The organism is Oceaniferula flava (assembly GCF_016811075.1).
GTDB classification, from domain to species: Bacteria; Verrucomicrobiota; Verrucomicrobiia; order Verrucomicrobiales; family Akkermansiaceae; genus Oceaniferula; species Oceaniferula flava.
Genome location: NZ_JAFBGL010000005.1, coordinates 31,931 through 50,324 on the forward strand (window position 1 = coordinate 31,931; position 18,394 = coordinate 50,324).

9 protein-coding genes are annotated in these 18,394 nt (G+C 47.4%); 7 read left to right on the plus strand and 2 right to left on the minus strand.

Translation table 11 applies throughout. The features are described 5' to 3' along the window. Nucleotides 1-126 precede the first annotated feature (126 nt). The 7 genes from JO972_RS08725 (at nucleotide 127) to JO972_RS08755 (ending at nucleotide 14,040) form a co-directional block, all read left to right on the plus strand. Complete coding sequence (locus JO972_RS08725; RefSeq protein ID WP_309489650.1) at nucleotides 127-1,944, plus strand: sialate O-acetylesterase; 1,818 nt, start codon at nucleotides 127-129, stop codon at nucleotides 1,942-1,944. A gap of 200 nt (nucleotides 1,945-2,144) precedes the next feature. After that, nucleotides 2,145-4,346 carry a hypothetical protein gene (locus JO972_RS08730; RefSeq protein ID WP_309489651.1) on the plus strand — a complete coding sequence of 734 codons (2,202 nt, stop codon included), beginning with the start codon at nucleotides 2,145-2,147 and terminating at the stop codon, nucleotides 4,344-4,346. A 24-nt stretch (nucleotides 4,347-4,370) separates the two neighbouring features. Further along, nucleotides 4,371-5,471 (plus strand): sialate O-acetylesterase, encoded by a 1,101-nt coding sequence (locus JO972_RS08735; RefSeq protein WP_309489652.1) that lies wholly within the window; start codon nucleotides 4,371-4,373, stop codon nucleotides 5,469-5,471. Between the two features lie 25 nt (nucleotides 5,472-5,496). Next, nucleotides 5,497-6,702, plus strand: coding sequence for a sialate O-acetylesterase (locus JO972_RS08740; RefSeq protein WP_309489653.1), 1,206 nt, complete (start codon nucleotides 5,497-5,499; stop codon nucleotides 6,700-6,702). An 11-nt stretch (nucleotides 6,703-6,713) separates the two neighbouring features. Then, nucleotides 6,714-9,110 carry a DUF6288 domain-containing protein gene (locus JO972_RS08745; RefSeq protein WP_309489654.1) on the plus strand — a complete coding sequence of 799 codons (2,397 nt, stop codon included), beginning with the start codon at nucleotides 6,714-6,716 and terminating at the stop codon, nucleotides 9,108-9,110. A gap of 12 nt (nucleotides 9,111-9,122) precedes the next feature. Next, nucleotides 9,123-11,561, plus strand: a complete 2,439-nt coding sequence (locus tag JO972_RS08750) for a discoidin domain-containing protein (RefSeq protein ID WP_309489655.1) — start codon at nucleotides 9,123-9,125, stop codon at nucleotides 11,559-11,561. A gap of 67 nt (nucleotides 11,562-11,628) precedes the next feature. After that, nucleotides 11,629-14,040 carry an alpha-amylase family protein gene (locus JO972_RS08755; RefSeq protein ID WP_309489656.1) on the plus strand — a complete coding sequence of 804 codons (2,412 nt, stop codon included), beginning with the start codon at nucleotides 11,629-11,631 and terminating at the stop codon, nucleotides 14,038-14,040. Nucleotides 14,041-14,706: 666 nt separating this feature from the next. Here JO972_RS08755 and JO972_RS08760 read toward each other — a convergent pair. Both JO972_RS08760 and JO972_RS08765 read right to left on the minus strand, forming a co-directional pair. After that, nucleotides 14,707-17,280, minus strand: coding sequence for an alpha/beta hydrolase fold domain-containing protein (locus JO972_RS08760; RefSeq protein WP_309489657.1), 2,574 nt, complete (start codon nucleotides 17,278-17,280; stop codon nucleotides 14,707-14,709). 105 nt (nucleotides 17,281-17,385) lie between these two features. Beyond that, on the minus strand, nucleotides 17,386-18,156 hold the full coding sequence (locus JO972_RS08765; protein ID WP_309489658.1) for a PEP-CTERM sorting domain-containing protein: 771 nt from the start codon (nucleotides 18,154-18,156) through the stop codon (nucleotides 17,386-17,388). Nucleotides 18,157-18,394: the final 238 nt, after the last annotated feature.

An 18,394-nucleotide genomic window follows, 5' to 3' on the forward strand; every position in this document is an offset into this window, starting at 1 on the left:
CTGTCCGTCCTTAATTCCATTGGTTTCTCTCCTCGTTGCTGAATTAGTTTCTTAGTCCATGTCCCAATGAAAATTGGTCTCGAGATCAAATTATCCAAAATAAACTCCTAGCGACAGCTAGTTAATATGAAACACATTTGTACATTCACGACCTTTATCCTCATTCTCGCCACCTGCATGGCAGATATCGAAGCTAGGCCACTCAAGCTCCACTCCATTTTTACTAATCACATGGTTCTACAAAGAGATAAGCCGATTATGATCTGGGGCTGGGCCGATAAGGGGGCAAATGTATCTGTAAAATTTGGCAAAGAAACCGCTAATGCTACGGCGATTGGAGAGGCTGGTCGCTGGGAAGTCACTTTTCCTGCCCGTGGAGCTGACGCTATTGGAAAAGAACTCACTGTAGCGCATGGGAGCACATTAATTGAAGTGCGAGATATCGTCATCGGTGATGTATGGGTTATGAATGGCCAGTCTAACATGGCATTTGGCCTAGGTAAGACATCCCAAGCCGATCTCGAAAGCGCTCAGGCAAACCTTCCCCTTTTCCGTTGCTTTAACCTCAAAAGCAATGAACAAGCCTCTCTGCAGTCTGATTTGCCTGCTGATGCAATTGAGGGAGATGGCTGGACATGTTCTACCCCCCAAATATCTCTCACCTTCTCTTCAATAGGTTACAGTTTCGGCTCCCGCCTCCAACGCGCGTTACAGATCCCGATTGGCATCATCGATACTGCACGCGGCGGGGCATCAATCGAGTCTTTAGTTCCTCAGCACAAGTTCAAAGACCACCCTCTTGCCGCCGCCTACAAGTCTTATCAAGACAGCGTTATAGCTGAATTTGATGCTGAAGCCTTTGCTGAAAAGAAGTGGAAGAATCAATTAGCTCAAGCAAAATCAAAGGGACTTCCAAAGGATAAATGGCCTACTAATGGTGGAGCCAAGAGCCTTCGTTCTTGGGATCGACCAGATCAAAGCCCAGCTCATAACGGTAGTTGTTATAACGGTATGTTTGGCGTGTTTAAAGGGCTTAATATCAAGGGTGTTCTTTTCCATCAAGGTTTCAACAACTCGCTACGCACCAGCTGCAGGCCAAAACTCTACCGTGCCCTCATGAAAGTGATGGTCGAAGGGTGGCGGGAAGATTTTAACGACCCAGCCCTCCCTGTCGGCGTAATTGGATTCTGTGCGGGCGGAGTCTCACAAACACGTGAAAACTTTGAAGCCTGGTCGATCTCTTCTGGAGCGTATATACGTGAGGCTCAACGACTAGGGCTGGCCGATATTGAAGATGCTAAAAATACAGCTTTCTTGCCGGCCCATGACATACAAATCCCGGGCCTTCACCCAGTTAAAAAAATTGATCATGCCATCCGCGCCACACGTTGGGCTCTTAATCGAGTATACGGTAAAAAGATTAACTGGGACTCAGCAACCTTGGTGTCAGTCGAGCCACAGGGCGAGCGAATCGTGCTTACCTTTGATAAACCAGTAATGCCTGACGATATGTCGACCACCATTGAAGGGTTCTCAATCGCTGGTAAAGATGGAAAATTTTACCTCGCGCATGCGAAATGGCCAATGAAGAAAGATCACGGTATTCATAACACCGCTAAGAAGAGCTTTGAAAATAAAAAGATCGAATTATGGAGCCCTCTGGTAGCTGAACCCATTGCAGTGCGCTACGCCTGGGCAACCAGCCCCATGGGGAACCTCAAGGTTAACGGTAAGCCTTGGCTACCTCTCCACAGTTTCCGCACCGACAACTGGGACTGGCCTGAGAGTGACGACTATTCAAAAATTCTGATGGATCGCCTCACGATGAAAAAGGCAATGAAGGAAGCAGCCGAACGTCTCGAGTTCCGACGTCATGAGGAAGCAACGCGAGCAGTGGAAATCATTGATGAGTTGGAAACCTTGGGGCGATCGGTATCAAAATAGTGATGCTCACAATCTATCAGGGATTAAACTAGATTACTCAAAATTTATCTTAGCTCATGTAAGATCGCCCAATCCATGCAGTAATTATATCTGGTGGAGTTAATATAATAAATCTAGTTCAATGATTTATTGTTAGCATGAAATGCCGACTGTTGAGTCAGTGGAATAAACTATAATAATATAAATAAACTAATCGCATTGTGATGAAATGTAATCATATATTAACAGCTGTTATCGCGGGCGGAATTCTGCTTTCAGGATTAGCTGATGGAGCCGAAACAAAGCTAAGAAAAACACGCGATCGAGCGCCTGAAACATCTACTGAGTTGACGACGGTGGGTGAAAAATTAGAAGCTCAATATACTGAGATCCTTAATAGTCTGAAAGCTGAAATCATGCGGCAGTTGCCAACTATCGATAGCTCAAAAGAAACGGCTTTCCTGAGTGCTTTACAGGATGAAACAAAGGCATTGAAACATGCTATTTTAAAAGCAAAAGACCTGCGCATTTGTCGAGCAAAAGATGGCAAGTTAATAGAGGCACAAGACAAACTGGAAGAGGCCCCTAAGCGAGTGGTCGATGCACAAGCCAGATTGAACCGAGCTCTTGCTATGCCTGAGGGTAGCGATGATAAGGCTAAAACTGTTAATTGGTTTAAAGGAAAACTAGAAAAAAGACAGGCTGATGTGAAAAAGCTCAAAGGCAGCGTCAAGAAGGCGGAAGACGCTTTGAAAAAGGCCCGTCTGAAGGAACCCGAACTAGCCAAGAAATCGGAGAATGCAACAAAAGTCTATGAGCAGGCAAAATTGAACACTTGGCAAACGGTGGAAGCCCTCGGCCTACACCGCTTGGCATCCAAAAGTCAATTTGATGATAATTTGGTAAAGTACACCGTCCTCTCCGAAGCGACTCCTCGCTACTTGGCTGAGTTTGCACAACAGGGGCAGGCACAGGAAAAGCTAATCAATCAGCTTTTATCGAACAATAAATTGATGCTCCAGATGTTGCTGGCAGATGGTGCTTGGTGGGGGAAATACGGAGAGGCCATGGAAATCTATACGGCGATCCAGAACATCAGTCCAAAGGCTAAAGAGGGGATCTACCAGAGATTGGCGCTAGCCGTTAGCCTAGAGCATGCCGTTCCTCTTCTGCAAAGAAATGCAAAAGCCAAGAAGGATGCTCCAAAATATGTCGATCCTGTCAAAAGATACCTTAGCTATGAAAAATCTTATGAGCAAGGAGAGCTCGACCCTGCATTTAAAAACCTCAGTGTTTGGGAGCTAAGGAAAGTTGTGGATGGTAAAGACCCTGATGACGTTTTTGCTTGGGGCCGTGAATTACTCCAAAATTACCGACCTTCTCATCTCAATATTGATTACAGTGCTGGGCGCTACGCGAAAGCTGTTGATACAGAAATCTTCTACGGAAGCGATCATGTTAAGGACGATCTGCCAGAACTCGAGTTTTTTCAGAATGTCCTCGCGAATGGTGGCATCTGCGGCAGGCGTGCGTTTTTTGGTCGGTTCCTGCTTCGCGCTTATGGCATTCCTACAACAGCCCGCAGAGAACCTGGACATGCTACTTTAGCTCACTGGACTCCGAATGGTTGGGAAACTCGATTAGGTGGTCAATGGAGCGGGCGGGCATCCATGGACCGCTACGGTTATGATATGGATTTTCTTGCCAATACCCAGGCTCGGAATGATGCTGAAGGGTTTAAGATAGTGAAAAGGCTGCAGTGGATAGGTGATCTCGTGCAAGAGACTCCCGTCTATGGTTACTATTCAAAACGTGAACCTAACCTTTGGTATGGTTTGTCATTGGTTGTTCAGAGGCGTGTAATCGAAAGCCTGAAGGTAAATACTCCTGAGTTTGTTGGAACGCCTCCTGAACGTGCAATGAAAGCTAGTGTCAGCAATGTAATTGGAACTGTAGATATTCCACAATCTGAACGCGAGATTAGAGTGGACGGTGAAGGTGTCATAACCATTCCTGCTTCTGCTTGTAGTAAACCTGCCAACAACACCGACGTCATTACGTTTGTCGAGAGTTGTCTCGGCGGGATGCAGATGCATTACAGTCGGTATGGTGGTTCAGATACATTTGAATATGAATTCGAAGTAACTAAAGCTGGGAAATATCTACTCTCTGCAAAATTGATCACACCGGCCTGGAAACAATTCCTGTTTGTTAATTCTAACGGTTCAGAGAAGACCACTGAGATGGCTTTGCCATACACCGTTGGAAAGTGGGGGGACTCTGAACCTGTCGAAATTGAACTGCTGAAAGGAACGAACGTGTTGACGTTCTCACGTGCTCATTATTTCCAAAAAGGGATAACAATCAAGGAGTTCAAGTTAAGTCCCGTCAATCAAACTTTCAGGAAACAAATCTCATTTTAGACAACAAAACAAATTCCGATAACCATGAAATCTACCATCATTACACGAACTAAGAGACTTTCCACAGTCGCTGCGATTGTTATTACAGCCGCAGTCACGCAGAACGGCACATGCGCCGAAACTACTGGAATTCAGGCTCCCGATGATCAACCCGCTGACATGAGGAAGCCTGTGCAAGTATTTATTCTGTTGGGTCAATCTAACATGGTTGGCATGGGGAAAGTAAAAGGGAAGAAAGGATCCCTAGAACATGCAGTAAAAATAGATAAAAAATACCCCTACTTGCAAGGATCGCAAGGTCAGTGGACAGAGCGTAAGGACGTTCGTTATGTTCGTGTGATGGGCAGCGGTATGAACAAAAATAGAAAACTCAATAACGAATGGTTGACCGTAAAAGGAAACAAAATTGGACCTGAAATTGGCATCGGTCATCGTATGGGGCAAGCCATAGACGCTCCAGTGATGATTCTTAAAAGCTGTATTGGGAATCGTAGTCTTGGATGGGATCTATTAGCTCCAGGAAGCCCGCGTTACGAATTTGAAGAAAAGGTAAAAGACGGCACTGTGAAGACCTATATTTACGCAAAATATAAAGAGTCACCAATGAAATGGGAGAAAGGCACAGATCCTAAACCAATTAATTGGTATGCAGGAGTTCAATACGATGGTGATATATCTAGGGCTAAAGCTGTTCTTGCAGATCTTGATGCCCATTACCCTGGTGCGAATGGTTATGAAGTTGCAGGTTTTTTCTTCTGGCAGGGCGACAAGGATCGATACGATGCTGGCCTCTCTGCTAACTATGAAAACAATCTTGTTCACTTGATTAAGCAGCTCCGGAAAGAGTTTGACGCACCAATAGCGAAGTTCGTGTGCGCTACTCTAGGACAGACCGAAAAAGGGGCCAAAGGAAATGAGGGTCTTATTCTTGAGGCTCAATTAGCAGTAGACGGCGAGACCGGTAAATACCAGGCATTCAAAGGAAATGTAGCTACCGTCTACAGTCATCCCTTATCCCTAGGAGGGTCCTCTAACGGTCATTATGATGGTAATGCTGAAACTTATATGAATATAGGTGAAGCTATGGGCCAGGCCATGACTAAACTACTTAAAATATCGAAGTAGTATTTCTAGCAATAAATATCATATTATGAAATTAAGTATATATTGTTCAATGCTAGCTGCTTTGGTCGTTGGTCATCTAGCTGAAGCTTCCAGTAAACCACTACAGGTCTACATTTTAGCCGGTCAATCTAACATGCAGGGGCATGCAAAAGTAAGTACATTCGAGCACATTGGCATGGATGTAAATTCTAAGCCGATGCTCGACGATATGCAAAACTCCAAAGGAGACCCAAAGGTTTGTGATCGAGTTTGGATTTCCACTATTGGTTGTGCCGATACTGAACAGGTGGGTAAGTTGACTGCGGGGTTCGGAGCGGCCAAAAGAGGGCCTAAAATAGGTCCAGAGTTCACTTTTGGTATCACCATGGAGAAACAAACAGATGCCCCTATTTTGATAATTAAAACCGCGTGGGGAGGAAAAAGCTTACATACCGACTTCCGGCCGCCGAGTGCCGGGCCCTATGAATTTAATGAGGCAGAACTTGCTAAGTTAAGAGCTCAAAGCAAAGACTTCGATGCTGAGAAGTTAGAAAAGGAGAAAGCTACCGGCGTTTATTATCGACAGATGATAGCGCATGTAAATGCCGTGCTTGCTGACATCAAACGCGTGGTGCCAGAATATGACTCGAAGCAAGGTTACGAGCTTTCCGGCTTTGTTTGGTTCCAAGGATGGAATGACTTGGTAGACGGTAATGCCTATCCTAGACGCGGCAAAGCCGGCGGTTACTCTGCATATAGTGATGCCATGGCTCACCTCATTCGAGATGTAAGAAAGGACCTCAAGACACCCAAGCTTCCTTTTGTGATTGGTGTCATGGGCGTGGGTGGACCGACCCAGGAATATGGGCCGGATCAAAAACGCTATCGATTTAGCCATCAAAGCTTCCGCGATGCTATGGCTGCACCGGCGAAGTTGCCGGAGTTCAAGGACAACGTCACCGTCGTGCTCACAGAAAAATTTTGGGATCCCGAACTTACCGCTACCAAAGCAAAGGCCAACGCTCTTAGGAAAGAGGCCAAGCAAATTGCAGAAAAGAAAAAACTGAATGCAACCGAGTCAAAGGCACTTTACGAAAAAATTAACAACCAGGGCCTCTCGGCTAGGGAACAAAAGATACTTGAGAAAGGCATTTCGAATGCCGAATACCACTACTTAGGATCAGCAAAAATACTCGGCGCAATAGGTCAAGAGTTTGCTAGGGTATTGAGTGGTGTATCAAACAATCACTAACTTTATAAGTAATGACATTCAAATATATTATTCTGTGCCTGTCTCTTTCTATTTCTGGCACAACATACGCTGCTTCTAAACACTCCATTTCCAAACTCGACTTTACGCAAGGGGACAAGGTTCCCGAAAATGCAAATCACGACTGGAATCTCGGTGCTACTGGTCTACGCGGATGGATGTACTTCAATAAAATGGTCACAACTGATGCCCGGCAAGTTCTGGTCACAAAAGTCACCAAAGGGTCGCCTGCTGACGGTAAAATCAAAGTTGGAGATGTGATTTTAGGAGTTAACGGGAAGCCCTTCTCAAGTGACCCTCGTAAGGAAATAGGTAATGCTTTGGGGCATGCTGAATCATCTAAATCTAACGGGGGTCTTACGTTATTGCGTTGGCGTGACGGGAAGCAGGATGAAGTATCATTAATTCTTCCAATTCTGGGGAGCTACAGTGCTACCGCCCCTTATGATTGCTCGAAATCTGTTGTCATTTTTAAGAAGGGTTGCGAGGCTCTTGCCGCGCGTATTGTTAACCCAAGCTATAAGGAAAACCCTATACCCAGGGCATTGAATGCGCTTGCTTTACTAGCCAGTGGTGAGCCTAAGTATCTTCCAGTTATTCGCCAAGAAGTTGAATGGGCCGCCAACTTCTCAACTGATCGATTTCAAACTTGGTATTACGGATACAACATGATGTTAGTGGCCGAATATACCATGGCTACGGGTGACAAGAGTTACTTACCTGGGTTGCGACGTTTGGCGTTGGAATCCGCCGCTGGACAAAGCGCTGTTGGCTCTTGGGGGCATGGTTTTGCTGGATCTGATCGTCGATTAATTGGGTACGGCATGATGAATTCCCCTGGAGTGCCTCTTACAATAGCTCTTACTATGGCACGTGCTGCTGGCCTCAAAGATCCTGAAATCACCCAAGCCATCAATCGTAGTACTCGCCTACTTCGTTTTTATAATGGAAAGGGTGCTATTCCCTATGGTGATCACACGCCCTGGACTGAAACACACGAAGATAACGGGAAATGTGGTATGACCGCAGTCCTCTTTAATCTACTCAAGGAGAAAGATTGCACCACTTTTTTCTCGAAGATGAGCATTGCCTCACACGGCTCAGAGCGTGACACCGGACACACTGGCAATTTTTTCAATATTCTTTGGGCACTTCCTGGAATCTCTCCAAGTGGTCCTCATGCTACCGGAGCCTGGATGAAAGAATATGGCTCATGGTATTTTGATCTCGCTCGACAATCAGACGGAAGCTTTACCCATCAGGGGCCACCTCAACTTAAAACTGATAGTTATGCGAATTGGGACTGCACTGGTGCCTATCTGCTCAGTTATGCTTTACCACTTAAGACGCTCTATTTGACGGGAAAAGAAGGGTCCTGCATCCCTGCTGTCAATGCCATACGCGCTGCAAAACTCATTGGTGACGGTCAAGGATGGGATAATAAAGATCGGAACAGCGCCTATGATAAACTCAAGATCGGATTTCTCCTTGATAATCTAACAAGCTGGTCTCCCGTCGTTCGTGAACGATCAGCTATGGCCCTCGCTCGTCGGAAGGATACACCTATTGCACCACTTGTTACTCTTCTTTCTTCATCAGACATGAACTCCAGATACGGTGCTTGTCAAGCCCTCGCAGCCCTGCGTAAGCGAGCCGCCCCTGCCATCGAACCACTCAGGGCCTGTCTCAAATCTGATGACTTATGGCTTCGTATTAAAGCTGCAGAGGCCCTGTCCTCCATCGGTAAACAGGCTATGCACACAGCCCCCGAACTTTTAAACCTGCTTGCGCAAGTTGACAAAAAAAATGATCCTAGAGGGATGCAACAGCGCTATTTCTCCTACACGCTTTTCAATGCTAGGGGGGGGATGCTCACTAGCTCACTTGACGGCGTAGATCGAGAAGCGCTATACGCAGCGGTTAGAGCTGGGCTAAAAAATGAGGATGGTCGAGCTCGTGGTAGTATTGGATCAGTTTACCGTAACCTGAATTTTAAAGAGATCCGTCCACTTCTTCCTGCAATCTTGGAAGCTGTCGTCGAGCCTGCACCCAGCGGTGTTATGTTTGCCGATATCGTCCGAGTCGAGGGACTTCATATTCTCTCAGTGCACAAAGTCGAAGAAGGCATCTTGGCCTGTGTAAACTACCTCCGCACTCAGAACCGATGGGCAAGTGAAAAACGTACACCAGAACTCCTGGAGATCCTTCTTTCCTACGGAACTCACGCTAAGTCAGTCATCCCAGAACTCGAAAAAATTGCGGCAACAATGTCACAGGGTGAAGCCCATTTCCCGAAACGTCTTAGTTTGCAAAAAGCTGAGTATATTCGAGAGACCATCGCCCTGATTGAAAAATCCAATATTACACCAGAACTTATAACCATCAATTAAGCTACACTTCCCATGTCTCATCCATCTTTCACCCATTCAGCGAGCTTAGGGTTGCGTCTCATTCCTGGACTAAGTTCTATCGCCGCTCTGGCTTTATCCGTTGTAAGCTCAACAGCTTTATCTGCTTCTGAAATAATTCCAGGAGCAACGGAGTCTACCCCGTCTCGGTCACAGTATTTTTCGTGGATCAACAACACTAATGAAGGAGCCACCGAAACTCAAACATTGGCTAATCTGGAGTTTTTTAAATGGATGCATGATGAATACGGTATGAAACTGGATATCTATGCTTTCGACGCAGGTAACATTGATGGTCCTCGGTATTATGGGAGCATGGATTCTGATAAATTCAAGAAGCAGTTTCCGCGCGGGTTTGAACCGATCTACAAACTCGCAAAAAGTTTCGATTGTCGACTGGGTATTTGGTTAGGTCCAGATGGCTTTGGTGACACCCCTGAAGAAGAACAAGCGAGGATAGATATGCTGGCTGGTCTTTGTAGGGACTATGAATTCGCACTTTTCAAGATGGATTCAGTCTGTACCCAGTTACGCCCGGAAAAGCAGGATGCCTTTGCTCGCTTAATGACAGAGTGCCGAAAATACAGCCCGGATTTGATCTTGCTTAACCACCGTCTGGACTTGGGCAAAGCCAATCCCTATGCCACTACTTTTCTCTGGGGTGGCGCGGAAACGTACATCGATGTGCACATGACAAACCGGAGTCGCACTGGAACCCACAATCGGGTAGAGGCAATATCTCGTGGCTTAGTTCCTGATCTACAGAGACTCACAGAGGATCATGGTGTCTGCCTTTCATCATGCCTCGACTTCTGGGAAGATGATTTGATATTGCAGGCATTTAACCGAAACCTAATCCTATCTCCTGAGATTTATGCCAACCCTTGGTTCTTGAAAGATGATGAGTTTCCACTTTTGGCACGCATATATAACTTACTCCATCGTTACCGCGACATCATGGTCAAGGGCATAGTCCTCGATGAACAACGCTACGGTCCGTTGGCTGTAGCTCGGGGGGATGCAAATACTCGCATCATTACCTTACGAAATTTAACTTGGGAACCAGTCATCAGAAAAATCAAATTGGATGAATCAGTTGGTTTCACTTCAACAGGGCCAGTCGAAGTTCGCCGTTTTCACCCTAATGAACGTATTTTGGGGACATTTAACTACGGTGATGAAGTGGAGGTTGAAGTGCTCCCTTTCCGAAGCTGCTTGTTATTAGTCGATAATCAACAAACAGGAGGGGTAGGTGTCATTGGTAGTGATTACTCGGTTGTTCGAGATGTGCCTGGGAAAGATGTAATTATCAAGCTTCGAGGTGAAGCTGGTCATACGACTCCCATTTCATTGGTAGGTGGTGGTAAGACATTTAAACGTGCCACTTTAGACGGTGAACCGTTGAATAATTTTACCACAGGTGGGGCAGTAACCATCAACTTTCCAGGGACTTTAAATCCCAAATCATGGCACAGAAAAATCGGGAATCCTGCCGTATGCGCAGTTCCTGAGGATGCCGAAACCCTTTATGAGGTTACCTGTTTCGCTGCCGACAACCACCCACTCGAAATTCGCTCACTGCAGCGATCAGGCCCAAGTGCTATTCCACAGGTGCAAAAAGCGAGAAAAGAATTTCTTGGTCAGGCGATCATTCAAGAACGTGGTATTCTTCAGCAATATCTGTTCGATGACGACCCTTCCACGGTCTATAGCCTGTTGCGTAGAAAGAGACGTAAGCCAGAAAGCCGTTACCTGAGGCTTGACCTAGGGGAACTTACAAATATCAACCGTATCGTATTAGAAACACCACAGAATGCCGAGTTAAAACATGCATCAATAACGAAGGACACTCATGCCGAAGTATCAGCAGATCTCAAGACCTGGTCACCTGTGCAGCTGGTAGAAGATGACGGGAACTTTCGAATTGATATTAACTCTGACAAACCAGTCCGCTATCTGAGAAGCAACCTAGTGCCAGACAAGTTGGTCGAAATTCGCGGTTACGAAGGAGACAAGCAATTAGCAAGAAGCCAGTGGAAGATGTCGTGGCTATTCACTGAGTTTCAATCAGCATCTAAAGCTTGGTCATTACCTTTCACGATGGAGGCAGCTCCAGCTGGAAGTTACTTAGCTGTTGCATGCAATGGTAAACACGGAAGAGATGGGACTTGGGTTGCACTTAAAGTAGGAGACCGTTACGTAGGAGCCCCACGCCGAGCACCTTCATTCCCTGTTAATCCATGGGAAAACGGGGTTCCACGGACAGAAAGCAATGTTACCTACTTCATTCCTGTGACTCCAGATATGGTTGGGAAAAAATGTGAAGTCGTTGTGCTTGGTCTAGATCCTGAGCATCTAGATTTCACCCCAGAAGTTTGGTTGACTGCATACCCTATTCCTTTGAAGGAAAAAACTCTCATTCTATCAGAGTAAAGTGCAGATTAGACAAAACTCTAGAACGACTCAACATACATCGGCCTCCCTACTAAAAGTTAGAAATATGAAGATAGGACTCTTGACAATAATCGCCTTCGCAGGGTTAAGCAGCTTGATTGAGGCTGCTCCTGTTAAGATAAAGGTGGAAGCTAAAACAGCACTCTTGGCAAACGACTTTATTACGGCGAAATTTGATCTAGATAGTCGAAGGTTCAGCATTCTCGATAGCCAAAATGGTGAAATACTGCTCGAAAATTCAGAGATTAAAACCAAGATGAAGGAAGGTGCGAGCCTGTACGTGCATCGTCAAGAGGCGGTAGTGGACGCATTCGGCAAGGGGCAACGGCTAGTGCTTGCCCTCAGCGATTACGGGCTTTATCGCTACTCTTCACATTTCAAACGTAGGGGCTTACCAGCTCAGCAACTCTTCTCATACACCCTTTATGAGAATCATCCGGCTATTATACTCGGCTTTGGCCTTAAAACTCCGAATTATTTTAGCATGCGGTTAAGGGATATTACCGTGCTTGATGGAGGTCGTTTATTTGGCGGGAAAGAAGTCAGCCAGTCTCAAACCTTGAATGGTAGTGCAGGCATGGACTCAACTCTAGTAATTAAAGGGCTCGATCGTATTTCCTGTAACAGCTTGTTATTGACGGGTAAGGTAAACGGTAAACGCCGTTCGATCGTTTGGGGAGGCCTTGGGAATAAAGCTTATGCTAAGATTGCGACCCTAAAGGCGGGAGTCCTCGGATTATACGCAGAAGACCCGATCGGCATCCTGGTCGACGAAGATAAAGATTATCTTAGTGAAGATACTTTCTATCTCGACCTCACAGGATTAGACCCATTTGAGACTTTGGAGAGGTATGGTAAAGCTGTGCGTATAGCCAATAATGCTTCACCCAACGTTTACCAAGCTCCTGTTCTATGTGGGTGGAGTGTGTCTCATATCAGTAAATTGCCAAATATTAACAACTCTGCAAAGCTTGTTCAAGAGGCGGAACTGGCTAAGGCCAGTCAACTGACGAAGTACACAGAACCGATGCTCCGTCTCGAGCCAGATAAATATCACTTGGATACTGAGCAGGGCTGGTGGGACGATCAGCGCTTTCGTCAATATGGGCACCTCGTGCCACCTTACGAGACTGTCGCGAGCTGGTGTAAGGCTCTCGAGGAACGAGGTTGTTCAGGCTACACATACATGCAGCTTGGTATGCCTTCGGATGATTTCGCCAAAGCTCATCCGGAATGGATGCTCTTTAATGATATTTCAGAGCTGGACCGTCGAGGTCCTGGCTATGAAGACAAAAAAAATAAACATAACCATCATCAACCTTACGTTACCTATGACTATACCGATAAGGAATACTCCAAACACTTCGTTAAAGTTTGGTCAGCAATACGTAAGGCCGGAGTGCGCGGGGTGAAAGTAGATTATCCCGCTACCGCATGGCGCCCCGAAGGAGGATTTGACGACCGTTACGCCAGTACAAACTCTGCTTACCGACGTGCATTTTCCTTGCTTAGAGAGGCTATGGGGGAGGATGGGTTGATCGATGAACGAAATCTCGGCGAATCTGGCCGCCCTTGTTTAGACTTGACCGCTGGCTTAGTGGACACTCAACGGACTTGGGGAGATGATAACAAGTTCGTGCCAGAGATGGTTTCGCGCAGTGGGCTGCGTTGGTATAAAAACCGGACTGTCTTTAATTATTATTCAGACACGAAGGCTGTACATGGCCTTACACCGGAAAATTTACAATCGCTCATCACGATGAACTTCCTAACCAGTGGTCGACTAGATTTGGCGACTTCGTATTCCTTGTTTACACCCGAAGTCACTAGAATCGTCTCACGGAGCTATCCGCACTATCAGGAGCCAATGAGTGCTCGTCCACTTGATGCCTTTACCGACATCAGCGATCCACAAGTTTACGAATTGGAGCTGACTCCTGATTGGAGACAGGTGGCACTCTATAACACTGGGGCAAAGAGAACAATCGTCTCAACTGCATTAAGCGGCGATCGAACGACGAATGCGATCGGGCTTGACCCTTCGGCTAGCTATCATGGCTACGAATTCTGGAGCGATACTTATTTAGGAAAAATCGAGGGAAGTGGTAGGGTGGAACAAGAGCTAGAACCCGGCCACTGCGCCATGATTTCGGTGAGAAAGGCCTTGGATCATCCACAAGTAATAAGCACAAACCGCCACCTGCTCCAAGGCTGGGTAGATCTAACTAATGTCCGGTGGGATGAGTCAAAAAGATCACTGTCTGGAACGGCCAAGGTGATTGCCGGAGAAGAATTCAAGATCGTGATTGCCAACAACGGTATCGAGATGAACCAAGTGAAGGTTGATAAGGGTTTAGCTACAATAGCACCTCACCCAACATCACGCAGCCTTAAGGTCCTGAGTATAGAATCATCCCAGTCTGGTGAGGTTGACTGGCGTGTCACACAGAGTCATTGATCTCCGCGTTCCGTAAATAGAAACGGCTATTAAGAGGTCTTTTAGAGTTTATACGATGAGCCTTCCTAGTAGCAATGGAGCAGTTAATGCTCTGTAAATTTCTTAAACTAGCTGCTGGGTGGTCTGTTATTCATCACGTGATCGGGTTCCCGATTCAATAAGAAACCAGAACTACCGCACTGAATGAATCTAACCTGCGAGAAAACGTCGCGCAGCCGCCCCTGAATCAGAAAGCATCAAGTTTTTTCAAGAGTCGACGAATAAAGTGTGCACCTCGCACTCTATGCCGTCATGCAGCAGAGGGGGGGACTGTGCAGAGTGAAACAACAACCCTAATCCTAATGAGTGCCGTCGCCTCATTAGTGAGAAAGGAGGGGCTCCTGTCTAGAGCGAGGTCAGTCACAGCGTGAGGTTGTGAGGATTATGAGCAACTCCAATTGTTGCACTCGCGCTATCGTTCCGCCTGCGGATCACAACTGTAAAATCTATGCCAAGACCACGGGGCAGTTCGTTGCTCTCAATCATCAAAATGATATGAATATTGTTGATCAGTCTCAATGAGTTTTGACGACTTGTTAAGCATCGTCTTATGGTCGGGCACACGAGCAATCTTCCTGGTTTTCCCCACCGCTTTCCATAAATGATTCAGGGCCATGGAGGCCATGCTCAATTTGAGGTCACCCCTGCGCGTAGAAATATTCGAGCAGCTTCTTCGCTGACGGTGACCGTAACAGTGGTGGTTGTACCAGTGGTGGAGGGCACGATTGTCGCAGTGAGCCCACCAATCGGGCCATCGACTCCATCGCCAGAATACCAGTTAACTAGGTCTAGCGACCATTCGTAAAAACTGCTCACGTCACTCGGTGGAGTTTCGCTCTGCGGATGGATTGTCGTGGTCGTTGTGCCGTCAGTCGTGAGCACAGTAAGCCCCACATTGAACTTACCTGGATGGGTGCCGAACCAGGCTTCGAGTCCGTTGCTAAGGCCGTCGTTGTCTGGGTCGAGCTCGAAGTCCCGTTCATCCGGATCGATGTTAAATTCAGGGTTGGAAAGGTAGTCGTTGAAGGTCGTATTGGAAACAAGCTCATAACCAACTCCAGTGTAGTAAGTGCGGGTTGAGCTGCTGTTTCCGTTAATTAGCATGTCCACGTAGATATCAATTTCTGTGTCACCGGATAAAGCAACTTCTCCAAGGTAGACGGCATAAAGCCTGTTCTCACTAGTTAAGCCTTCATTGACTAACGTAATGGGAGTGGTGCCTCTGAAGTCAGAGCTAAACACCTCAGAGACGCCTGAGGTAGTGATCGTTCCCGTGCCTTCAGATCCGAGTATGGGAGGGGCACCGTTGTGTGTTGCCTGAGGTTGGTTCGGTGCCCAGTATGTCGTCTCCAATGACTCTGTGAGGCCTGCCGCTAGAACCCAATTTTGGTAAGAACTACTATCATCACCTGTATTGTCTCGGAAGAAGGCCCAGATTCTATATGTTTCTCCATCGGTCAGACCTGAGATCGTCGTGGTCAACTGCGGGATGCCGCTCGGGTCTCCGTCGGGCATCGCTTGGAAATAGTTGTCGAGCCCTGTGCCTCGCTCAGCCCACTGCGTGTTGTTGGTTAGAGACGAATCAATTCCAACCCAGCTTGTATCACTCTGAAGTTTTCCTGACTCCCGTGTATTTCCGTCAACACCTGCTTGAGCATCAACGTAAGTAATCACTTTGCTGATGGCTGGTTCATCACTTTTGGTGGTTAGCAGCACAGAGCCGCCGGAGATTTCGATGTTAGAATAGCTAGCTTGCGTTGCGTTCAAGTTGCCAGTCATCAGGAAAGCGACACAGTTGTAATTATACTTCGCCACAGTTTGGTTCACCAAGTTTTGTGACTGATCATAGGTTCCGTGGTCGGTGAAGTTCGTGGAAATATCGAGGTTGTTGCCGTTGCGTGCGATCATCAGGGTAAACTCGATGGGCGTATTTGTAGGAACCATGGCATCTGCGGCCGGGACTGGGCCGAGGATGAGAGAGGTGGCGGTTTCGAAAGGATGGTTGGTGCCGGTTCCGTCACCTGCCGCGATTTTGGTGGCCGCGGTTGCCGGTGCCTCAGCCCAGATTCCGACATAGCCGTTTCCATCGTCCTCAGTCACCGGATTATCGCCCTCGAAGAGGCCGATGCGGAAATTACTACCGGATAAAGGGGTATCGAAGGTCACTGATCCGGTCATTCTGATGAACTGACCGTCCGCCAGGCTGACGTCGGTAAAATGAGCTGCAATTCCGTCGCCATCGGCGTCAGTAGTAACTGGAGAAGACGTTGTGGCGCTCATACCAGAAAAGCTCGTGTCTCCGAAGATCTTCACCCATTCGCTGACTGGGTCTGGATCTGCATGAGGGTGTGTTAAGTATCCTAGCGAGACGAGGAATTCATCCATCCGGAATATGTTGTTTTCATAGCCATCTCGACCGTAGTTAAAAAATCCGTGGACTTGATCTTCGTAGAGATGCAGATCGCAGCGAAGCCCTTTTGCCCTCATCAGGGCTTGATAGCCCTTGGTCGTGTCGACTGGAATATATTCGTCCCTCGTGCCCAGGAAAACCGTCGTTGGGGGCGCAGTTTCATCGATATTGTGCAAAGGCGAAAAATCCTCCCAGTAAGCTTGGACTTTGTTGTATCCATAGCCAGTCGGCCCGTTATCGAACACCGGATTGAACAGAACTAGGGCATTGGGCTTAGAGCTGGTGCTAGAATTTTCGGCTGCTTCGTCATAGTTGGTGAGTGTCCCAGCAGCAGCGGCGATATGCCCTCCAGCGGAGCCTCCCCCAGCGATGACCTTGTTCGGGTCGATGCCTAGTGTGCTGGCATTGTTACGAACCCAACGAATCGCTGATTTTCCGTCCGTAACACTTTCCTGTGGAGTGGTTCCATGGACACCGGTGAGACGATATTCTGCGGAAATCGCCACCATGCCTCGGGAAGCTAGGTATTTACAATGTGGGTGGAACTGAGTTGTAGAACCACTGGACCAGCCTCCGCCGTGAAAAAAAACAATGACCGGTCGGCTGTCGGCTGGCTGATGGTCAGGCGGTGTGAACACCTCGAGGTGTAAGGTCACCGCCTCTCCGCTACCGTTCACCGTTTGCTTGTATGCTAGGGTTTGATCGGCTGTAAATCCCGCGACATCGAAGGCATAGGTGGAAAGACTAGCACAGAGCCAGGCCGATAGCAGGATAACGCAGTTTCGCTTCATGAGTTTTGACAGGATGTTCGAGCTCTATGCAAGTCGCCCCCCTGTAACGCTTGGGTCACAGGAGGGCGTGAGATCATTTTACTCCGAGCGGAGGTAAGAGTGAAATTACTTCCGGCGGCGAAGAATCAAAGCAAGAGCACCGAGACCGAGCAGAGCACTCGAAGAAGGCTCTGGAACAGGCTGGAGTTCATAGCCAACCCCGGTGTAATAGGTCCGAGTGGAGCTATTCGAGCCGGCAATCAGCATGTCCACATAAACGTCGATTTCTGTATCTCCAGACAGGGTAACCTCTCCTAGATAGACCGAGTAAAGTCTACTCGGACTTGTCCCTGTTGCGGGAGCAATGCCTGCAAAGTCGGCAGCCGATGCCTCAGAGACGCCAGTCGAAGAGATCGTGCCCGTGCCACCGGTTCCGATTACTGGGGTAGCGCCGTTGTGTGTAGCCAGAGGTTGGCTATCAGACCAGTATGTCGTGTCCAATGACGGGGTGAGACCTGCCGCCAGCACCCAGTTTTGGTATGGCTCAGAGGTGTCATCAATCTGATCCCGGAAATAGGCCCAGACCTTGTAGGTTTGGCCGTCGGTCAGACCTGAGATCGTCGTGGTCAACTGCGGGATACCGCTTGGGTCTCCATCAGGCATCGCTTGGAAATAGTTCTCGGCTCCTGTGCCTCGCTCGGCCCACTGAGTGTTGTTGTAACCAGAAACATCAGCTCCTACCCAGCTTGTATCACTTTGAAGCTCTCCTGATTCTCGTGTGTTTCCTCCAGCGCCTGCTTGAGCGTCAACGTAAGTAATGGCAGCGTGAGAGGTGGCGATAGATATTGCCAGGCCGGCAAAGGCAGATAATGGAATACGATAGTTCATGTGTTTCATGTTGTTGGTAATATTGGGACGCATAAAAAGGCAGGATCTTTACTGCACGCGTTACAGCAAAAAGCCAAATGCTAGAATTTCGATACAATTAAGCTGAGTAATGACGGCCAATCCAGTCAAAACTACTTTATCGTTCTTGGCGACTATACCCCATAATGGTAGGTTATAATCACACATGGTTTTTGGAAATTATCGCCACTTAAGAAGGGGCGCCTGGCGGACTTGGATCATGTAGCAG